This window comes from Chryseobacterium sp. SIMBA_038, from assembly GCF_046535115.1.
Classification (GTDB): domain Bacteria; phylum Bacteroidota; class Bacteroidia; order Flavobacteriales; family Weeksellaceae; genus Chryseobacterium.
On record NZ_JAWRXH010000062.1, the window covers coordinates 1 to 346 of the forward strand.

1 protein-coding gene is annotated in these 346 nt (G+C 61.6%); it reads right to left on the bottom strand.

All coding sequences use genetic code 11. The features are described 5' to 3' along the window. A partial coding sequence (locus SB689_RS22725) for a phage portal protein (protein WP_410694336.1) occupies nt 1-346 on the bottom strand: 346 nt, incomplete at both ends.

Below are 346 nucleotides of genomic sequence, written 5' to 3' on the forward strand. Positions count from 1 at the left end.
CGGGTCGCTCGAACGCGGAAGGTCGGAGATTTCACGCACCTCGTTTTGCGACATCCACGGCGACTGGCCGCCGGCGCCGAGCGCCTTCGAGAAGAACGTCGCCTGATCGTTGAGCGTGCCGCGCAGTAGCGCCGCCTCGTTGAACTTGAACGCATATGCGCCAAGCTCTTTGTCGGTCAGAAAGCAGCGGGCGAGCGCCTGCTCCCACTGTACGAACCAATGCGACAGGCCGTATTGAATGAAGAACAGCGCCAACTGCTCGACACCCGATCCCCACGACGTGTCATCCATCATCAGCAACGGGCGAGGCACGCCGTACATGCGGGCCACTTCCTCAATCTGATGG